This window comes from Moraxella sp. E33BD, from assembly GCF_041807865.1.
In the GTDB taxonomy this organism is placed as follows: Bacteria; Pseudomonadota; Gammaproteobacteria; order Pseudomonadales; family Moraxellaceae; genus Moraxella; species Moraxella haemolytica.
Window position 1 is genome coordinate 1 of sequence record NZ_JBGTZD010000020.1, and the last position, 8259, is coordinate 8259.

The following is an 8259-nucleotide window of genomic DNA, read 5'->3' on the forward strand; positions in this document are numbered from 1 at the left end:
CCCCCTTACCAGTCAATTTACCCTATCATAGCAATCAATGGCTAATTTTTCTATGCGAATTATTCATAAATACCAATAAATCATCAAAATTGTCAATAAATTTACCACAACCGCCCAAAATTTCGCTAAAATACAAAAAATTTCACCCAAAATCACAAAAATATTTGCTTTTTTATGGTTTTGGCGAAAATATCCCAATCAACTTGTTATATTTCATCAACGAACCCAAAACTTTCGTTATCAAATCAAACCTTTTTTATTAAGTAACCAACATGATTGACACTCTCCCCATCGCCTTAGACCTGCAAGACATTCACAAAAACTACGGCTCACTGTCCGTACTCAAAGGCGTCTCTTTGACCGCCTATGATGGCGATGTCATCAGCATTCTAGGTTCGTCAGGTTCTGGCAAATCTACCTTGCTACGCTGTATCAACCTACTTGAAAAACCCACCAAAGGTAGCATCACCATCGGCAATGAAGCCTTAATCTTGACCGAGAAAAAAGGCGAATTGGTCGCCAAAAATCCAAGACAGCTAGAAAGTTTACGCTCAAAAATCGGCTTCGTATTCCAAAATTTCAACCTATGGCCACACAAAACCATCTTGGATAACATCATTGAAGGTCCAACCCAAGTACTCAAACAACCCAAAGATCAGGCAATCGCCGAAGCCGAACACCTACTCAACAAGGTTGGTCTGCTTGACAAAAAAAATGCCTATCCTGACAATCTGTCAGGCGGTCAGCGTCAGCGTGTGGCAATCGCTCGTGCTTTGGCAATGAAGCCACAGGTGCTACTGTTTGATGAGCCGACCTCAGCATTAGACCCTGAGCTGGTCAATGAAGTGCTGTCTGTCATGCGTGGGCTGGCCGCAGAGGGTCGCACCATGCTCATCGTTACCCACGAGATGCGTTTTGCTCGTGAGGTATCAGATAAGATTGTGTTTTTACATCAAGGACGCATTGAAGAGATTGGCACGCCTGACGAGGTCTTTGATAACCCAAAATCTGAGCGTGTGCGTGAATTCATGGCATCGCATCGCTCTTAGGGTTTGACTTAAGGTTTGTTGTTTAAGTTCGTTTTTGGTACTTATTTTGTTAGTATTTGCTTATTAATATCTGTTTTGTTAATATCTACTTGTTAGTTTAAGGACATTTTATGTTATATAAATTCGCAGGCGTTACCGCCATCGCTCTTGCCCTAGTCGCTTGCAGTCAAGACAAGCCTGCCCAGACGACCGAACAGCGTCAGCTGACCATCGCCACCGAAGCGGCTTATCCCCCATTTAATGACACCGCTCCAGATGGCAAGATTGTCGGCTTTGATGTTGAGGTCATCAATGCCGTGTGTGCCGAAATCAACGCCAAATGCGACATTGTCGCCCAAGATTGGGAAGGTCTAATCCCTGGTCTTAATGCCAAAAAATACGACGCCATCATCGCAGGCATGTCCATCACTCCAGAACGCCTAGAGCAGGTGGATTTTACCGAGCCGTATTTTTCTAATACCATCGTTTGGCTATCTAAGACCGATGGTAGCTTCGACCCAAACAACATCACCAACAAAATCCTAGGTTCACAGCGTTCAACCACAGGGGCTGCCTATATCGCCGAAAAATATGACGGCAAAGATGGCAACACCGTCAAGCTCTACGACACCTACCTAAACGCCTATCTTGACCTAAAAGCAGGTCGTAACGCTGCCGTCATGGCAGAAAAAGTCTCTGCTGCCGAATGGCTAAAACAAGAACAGCAAGGCTTTGGCTTGGTCGGCGAAGAGATTGACAACAACGACAATCTGGGCATTGCGGTTCGCAAAGGCGACACCCTAAAAGATGAATTCAACCAAGCCCTTACCAAACTCAAAGAATCAGGTAAATTGGCAGAGATTGAAACTGCCAGTTTTCAATAATTCATCAACCATCACTAGCGTGGCAATCAGCCCACGCTAAAACCAATCAAAAATAAGTAAGGGGCAATCATCATGAAACTAAAACTACTTAGCATATTGGCAATCAGCACCCTTGTTGTTGCCTGTAGCAATAATCAAGAGGCAGACAACAAGAGTGCAGCCAACACCGGCGAAAAACAAATCCGCATCGCCACCGAATCTAGCTTTAAGCCATTTAGCTACCTAGATGCCAGCGGTAACTTGGTGGGCTTTGAGATTGACCTAGCCAACGCCCTATGCCAAGAGATGGCCGCCAAATGCGATATCCAAAGCCAAGATTGGGACGGTCTGATTGTCGGTCTAAATGCCAAAAAATTTGATGCCGTCATGGCAGGTATGTCAGCGACCAGCGAGCGTGCCGAAGTGGTGGATTTTAGCGATTCGTATTTTAACAACACCCTAGTCCTGCTTGGTCAAAAAGGCGTTGAGCTCAATGCCAACACCCTAGATGACAAAAACATCGCCGTACAGCAGGCCACCGTTTCTGCCGACTACCTAACCAAAAACCACCCCAAAACAACCATCAAAGCATACAGCACCCAAGACAATGCTTATCTTGATTTGACCGCTGGTCGTGTCGATGGTATGTTGTCAGACATCGTTCCTGCATTAGACTGGCTAAAAACCGAGCAAGGGGCTGATTTTGAAGTCAAAGGCGAACCGATTGACATCAACGACAGCGTCGCCATCGCCCTACGCAAAAATGACCCACTAAAAGACGAATTCAACACCGCTCTTGCCACCCTAAAACAAAACGGCAAATATGATGAGTTGGTGGATAAATATTTTGACAAAACCATCATCAAATAACCAAAATGGGCGTCAGCCACTTAACTTAACCACAAGAAATATTAACAGGAGGCAACAATCACTAATTAGCAACATAGCAGTTTTGTTACATCTACCCCCTGCTCTTGTCCATGCAGGCATCGTTATGTTAGAGCCATCCAGCTTCAACCAAGAGATGAATCGTTAACGCTTGGTCATGTAAACAAAACTTAACAAAACACCCCATGACGAAGCCAAACAATGCCATGAGTCGTGTTTGGCTTACGAATAAATAGCAACATTTCATCAGTAATTATTATTTGTGAGCAAATTATGAATAAAAACCTAATGAAACAGCGCAACAAAAACCGTACCGCCCATACCAACAACTTTAGTATCCACATTCCAATAACATCCCTGACACTGGCAGTAATAACCACCCTACCCCTGATGACTACTAAGGCATATGCTCAGCAGGGATTTGTTCCTGCTGGTCACTCACAAGGGAAAGGAGCTACTGCGGTTGGACAAGGGTCTCAAGCAACGGCAGACAATGCTACTGCGTTTGGGCATAGTGCCAAGGCAGCAAACCGGAATACTACCGCAGTTGGTGCAGAGTCTCAAGCAACGGCAGCCAGTGCTACCGCAGTTGGGCGAGGGTCTACAGCATCGGAGTCGAGCACTACTGCACTTGGGCAAGGGGCTCAAGCAACGAAACTAGACTCTACTGCACTTGGGCAGGGAGCTCAGGCAACAGGACAGAACGCTATTGCACTTGGGCAAGGGGCTCAAGCAACAGCAGTAGGTACTATTGCACTTGGGAAAAGTGCTCAAGCAACAATGACAAGCTCTTTTGCACTTGGGCAGGGAGCTCAGGCAACAGGACAGAACGCTATTGCCATTGGTAACAATACTATGGTTCGGTCTGTAGGAGCTGTAGCACTTGGTCATGGCATCACCATTAGTAATGACTCTAATCATGCTGTGGTGCTTGGCAATGGGAGTACATATACTACACCCATGCCAACAGCAGATTACTCATTTATGCTTCCATCAGCCACCAATAGCTCCGGAGTGCGTACCACAATCAATTTTGCAGGAACTCGTCCAACATCAGCCGTTTCTATCGGTGCAAAACATCAAGAACGCCAAATCGTCCATGTCGCTGCTGGTCGTGTTACTGCAGACTCAACCGATGCGATCAACGGCTCTCAGTTATACGGCGTGCTAACTGCGATACAGAGCATAAAAATACCAGATGTATTAATTGGTGCTGGAGAGCCAAATACTCAAGGCAAAGAAGGTGATATCTACATTAACAGCACTACCGGAGATCTGTACAAAAAAACAGGAAATAGATGGGGTGCTAAAGTTGGAAGTCTCAAAGGTCCTAAGGGTGATAAAGGCGAAACTGGTCCAGCAGGTCCAGCTGGTGAAAAAGGCGAACAAGGGGAACAAGGTCCTAAGGGTGATAAAGGCGACACTGGTCCGGTAGGTCCACAAGGTCCTAAAGGTGATAAAGGCGATATCGATCAAGCCACTAAGGATAAAATCCAACAAAGCATCAATGAGGCCAAGACCGCCAATGACAAAGCTGTCATCGCTGATAATAAAGCCACCCAAGCACAACAAACAGCCAATACCAATGCTGCTAAAATCAGCAAAGGTCTGAATGTTAAAACTCAAGATAATAAAACCACCAACCACCAGTTAGGCGATACGATTACCATCACTGGTCAGTCGAACATTAGCACCAACACAGAGCAAGGCAGTGTTGTAGTATCATTAAATGACGATATTACTGTTAAATCGGTAACTGCTGAGCGTGTTGTGGCAGATCAGGTAGTAATCGGTCCTGTCAGTATCGCAAAAGACACAGGCATCAATGCAGGTGGTCTGACCGTGCAGAATGTCGCTGATGGTCGTATCGCACCAGACAGCACAGATGCTGTCAATGGCAGTCAGTTGTTGGGTGTTTATAACCACATCGATGAGCGTGTCTTTGGTATTGGCAACCGCATTGATGAGATCGAAGACCGCCTACAAGCAGGCATCGCAGGTAATCATGCAGCCATGTCATTACCACAAGCCACACTAGCAGGTCAATCGATGGTCTCAGTTGCACTGGGTACATATGCCGATAAAGGTGCCATCGCCATCGGTTATTCTCGGCTAAGCGGTAGCGGACGAGTAACCTTGAAGTCGCATTTAAGTGCTGATACCAAAAAAAAGGTCGGTGCTGGCGTAGGTGTAGGCCTTGCGTGGTAACCCACCTTCTGTAATACCAATATACTAATAATGCCTGTGTGCTTTGCCCTATTTGGGCTAAAGCACACAGGTTAATTGTCTTTGGCAACACAATACAAAACCCCAACCACAGTAAGCCATTAGTAATAAAACAACAATTATTATCAATAGTAACAATAAAATAACAACTCTCTTTCATTATTTTATCCCCCCCCCCTGCGGAGTAAATATTGTGGTAAAATACACCCATTTAAGCTAAATATATTAGCAATATTATCAATTGATATTATCAATTGATAATATTAATTAATATTATCAATTGATATTATTAATGAATAACAACTTAAGTTTGGGTTATAATCCAACAACACACCCAAACAATCACACCAAGCAAGGCACAGCACAGCTTGGTTCATAAAGGTTTGGTCATCAAACCGCATTGATTTTTTTAACCACCCTTGTAAAAATTCAGTCAACAAGGGTGGGCTAACTACGCTGGAATGAAAGTATGAATAAAGTCTATAAGGTTATTTTTAACCGCACCACATAAGTGTTTCAAGCTGTCTCTGAATTGGCTCGTGGTCATCAACGCACCCAAACCGGTAGCACATCATTAAGCAAAGACCCTACTCAAACAGGCAGTAGCTTTCGTCTAAACCCAATTGCCAGTGCAATAGACTCTCTTAAACCAGCAGTTCGTTCGCTCGCCCTAACCACCCTACTGCTCAGCGGACTTAGCTTTTCTGGGAGCGTGTCGGCTCAGCAGGGGGTGTCGAACCCCGTAGCGGTTACCGGTTTTGACCCGTATTGGGCAGGAAACACAGTTCGAGGTTTGGGAAGTCAGCCATCAGAAACGTTGGTATGGGGTGGTAAGGCGATTAGTGATACCGGTTTTAAACAAGCAGACAATCCGACTAATATTGGTGCAGGTGGAAACTTCCGACGGGGGGATGTTGAAGCACTGTACTCGATTGTTATCGGACATAATACCTACCTTAAACAGAGTGGTGGTGGGTCAAACATTCCGCATTCGACCGTGATTATCGGTCACGGGGCGATGGGTAAAGGCTTGGGTGTAGAGGGGGCGATTGCCTTAGGGGCAAGGGCGTTGACAGGGGGGCGGCAGACCATATCTATCGGGGCAGATTCTCACACTGTCAGTAGCGGTAACATCTCTATCGGTTCGCAAGCGTACACCTCACAAGATAACTCACTTGCTATCGGGACAGGGTCCAGAGCGGAACACTCGTCAATAGCGATAGGTAACAGTGCACAGGCAGATAATGCGTCTATTGTGGTTGGTTATTTCTCAAGCTCTGATGTTGAAAACGGGACAGTAGTGGGGATTCAAGCAGTCAATTCCAGTAAGAACGGGACGGTTGTGGGTTTCAAAGCGAGGGTTGAGACCGGTTCAACGGATGGGATTGCGATTGGGCGTAGTGCAAAGGTTGATTTTCAATCGAAAGGTGCTATTGCGTTTGGTTCAGGAGCGAAATCTAAAGGTATGAACTCCCTTGCTTTCGGTACGGCAGCGACGGCAAAGGGTTCTTCAGTAGCCATCGGTAACAATGCACAGGCGAATAATCAGTCGGTTGTGATTGGTTACGATTCGACCGGTCAGTCTAGCAATGGGGTGGTGCTGGGGATTAATGCACTCAATAAGGGTGATAACAGTACGGTTATCGGGTATGAGGCAAAGCTTTCCGATGACAGTCAGAATCGTGCATTAGAAAACTCCTTAGTTGTGGGGACAAGTGCTCGTGCGTGGTCAGGTCACTCGGTGGTGCTGGGGCGTGAGGCGCAGGTTGGTGATACGACAAATGATGCGGTTGGCGGTACAGCAGTGGGTGAGCGTGCTTACGTGTATGCAAAACGTGGTACGGCACTGGGTAATAACACTAGAATTGGTGCTGGCGGTGTGGGCGGTGTTGCCATCGGTCGCTCTGCCACCGTGAATGCCCAATACGGGATTGCGATTGGCTCGGGGCATCCTGATAACGGTAACACCCCTGCAACGGTAAATGCAGAGGGTGGTATTGCGATTGGTCATAACGCCAATGTTAAAGCCGATCAGAATAGAGCGGTGGCGATAGGTTACAGTGCAACAGCCGGCGGTAAACATAACGTAGCTATCGGCTATGCGGCACAGGCATCTGGTATCAGTAATGTGGCTATCGGTACCGAATCACAAGCGACCGATGTGAGCGAGAGAGGTAATTTAGTAATTGGTAATAAGACCTTTGATGCGAATCAATGGCGAGGCTACAACCAAACCGGTTCTTTTGCGGTAGCTAGTGGGGGTAAAGAACGGGTTATTCAACATGTAGCGGCCGGTACGATTAGCTCCAGCAGCACCGAAGCGATTAACGGCTCGCAGTTGTATAGAATTGTAGAGGGTATTGGTTTTGATGTGTATGATAATAACAATACTAGAAAAGCAACCGTTGGTATCGGTAATAAAGTGACGTTTAAGCAAGGGCGTAGTGGTTTAGTTAGCGTTGCAACAGCGTTGGACGGAAATGCAAACGGCTCGAAAAATAATGCACAAGTGACATTTGATGTTGTGACGCAGGGGTTTAACAGTGCAAATAATAGAACAACGGTAACGGCTACGGGAGGTACAGCAGGTTTGGCGAAATCTGCAGATGTGGCAACGGCGATTAACAATGTGTCGCAGGCATTGATCAATAAGGGCTGGAGGCTGAAAGTTAACAGAAGTCCTGAACAGACGGTTAAATTAGGAGAGACGGTTAACTTCCAGCAAGGTAAGAATGTCGGTATTACCCAAGCAGGCAAGACCGTTACCATTAATGCGTGGGATACCCAAGTAGAGGTGGCGGCAGGAAGTAATGATTTTTTCTCTATCGCTGATAAGGGGCAACCGGCTAATAATCTTCGTAAATATGAGTTAAGTGTGAATGATGCTTTTAAGCAAAAAATAGCGGGCTTTGAGACGGATATTAACAATCTAAAGAAAAATCCGAGCGGGAGCTGGATATTGGCAGTCTCACGAGGAACGGGTGGTTCATCAAGCGGTGCGTCATCGCAGATTAAGTTCGGTGAGACTGCGACGTTTAAAGCCGGTAAAAATGTGAAGCTGACGCAGACAGGCAGGACTATCGATATTGCGGTAGTTGATTCACCAAGCTTTACGTCAATGAGTACGAGCGGCACTGCGACGATTGGTGGTAAATTAACAGCTCGCAGTGGTTTGGATGTGACCGGTGCGACCACACTTAGAAATACTTTGAATGTGACCGGCGATACCACGCTTAGAGGTACCACTGCAAATA

At 46.1% G+C, this 8259-nt stretch carries 5 protein-coding genes; all 5 read left to right on the top strand.

Translation table 11 applies throughout. From position 1 onward, the window contains the following. Positions 1 to 272: 272 nt before the first annotated feature. On the top strand, positions 273 to 1049 hold the full coding sequence (locus tag ACERC6_RS09820; RefSeq protein ID WP_284673459.1) for an ABC transporter ATP-binding protein: 777 nt from the start codon (positions 273 to 275) through the stop codon (positions 1047 to 1049). 110 nt (positions 1050 to 1159) lie between these two features. Next, positions 1160 to 1912, top strand: a complete 753-nt coding sequence (locus ACERC6_RS09825) for a transporter substrate-binding domain-containing protein (protein WP_284673460.1) — start codon at positions 1160 to 1162, stop codon at positions 1910 to 1912. A 72-nt stretch (positions 1913 to 1984) separates the two neighbouring features. Then, positions 1985 to 2761 (top strand): transporter substrate-binding domain-containing protein, encoded by a 777-nt coding sequence (locus tag ACERC6_RS09830; RefSeq protein WP_373628885.1) that lies wholly within the window; start codon positions 1985 to 1987, stop codon positions 2759 to 2761. 291 nt (positions 2762 to 3052) lie between these two features. Continuing rightward, complete coding sequence (locus tag ACERC6_RS09835; RefSeq protein ID WP_373628886.1) at positions 3053 to 4987, top strand: YadA-like family protein; 1935 nt, start codon at positions 3053 to 3055, stop codon at positions 4985 to 4987. Positions 4988 to 5537: 550 nt separating this feature from the next. Further along, positions 5538 to 8259: hypothetical protein (locus ACERC6_RS09840; RefSeq protein WP_373628887.1), on the top strand; the 2722-nt coding region annotated here is incomplete at its 3' end.

What these genes read in the sequence shown, in the direction of transcription:
- ACERC6_RS09820 (WP_284673459.1), top strand. Translation starts at nt 273, where the DNA reads ATGATTGACACTCTCCCCATCGCCTTAGACCTGCAAGACATTCACAAA.
- ACERC6_RS09835 (WP_373628886.1), top strand. Translation starts at nt 3,053, where the DNA reads ATGAATAAAAACCTAATGAAACAGCGCAACAAAAACCGTACCGCCCAT.
- ACERC6_RS09825 (WP_284673460.1), top strand. Translation starts at nt 1,160, where the DNA reads ATGTTATATAAATTCGCAGGCGTTACCGCCATCGCTCTTGCCCTAGTC.
- ACERC6_RS09830 (WP_373628885.1), top strand. Translation starts at nt 1,985, where the DNA reads ATGAAACTAAAACTACTTAGCATATTGGCAATCAGCACCCTTGTTGTT.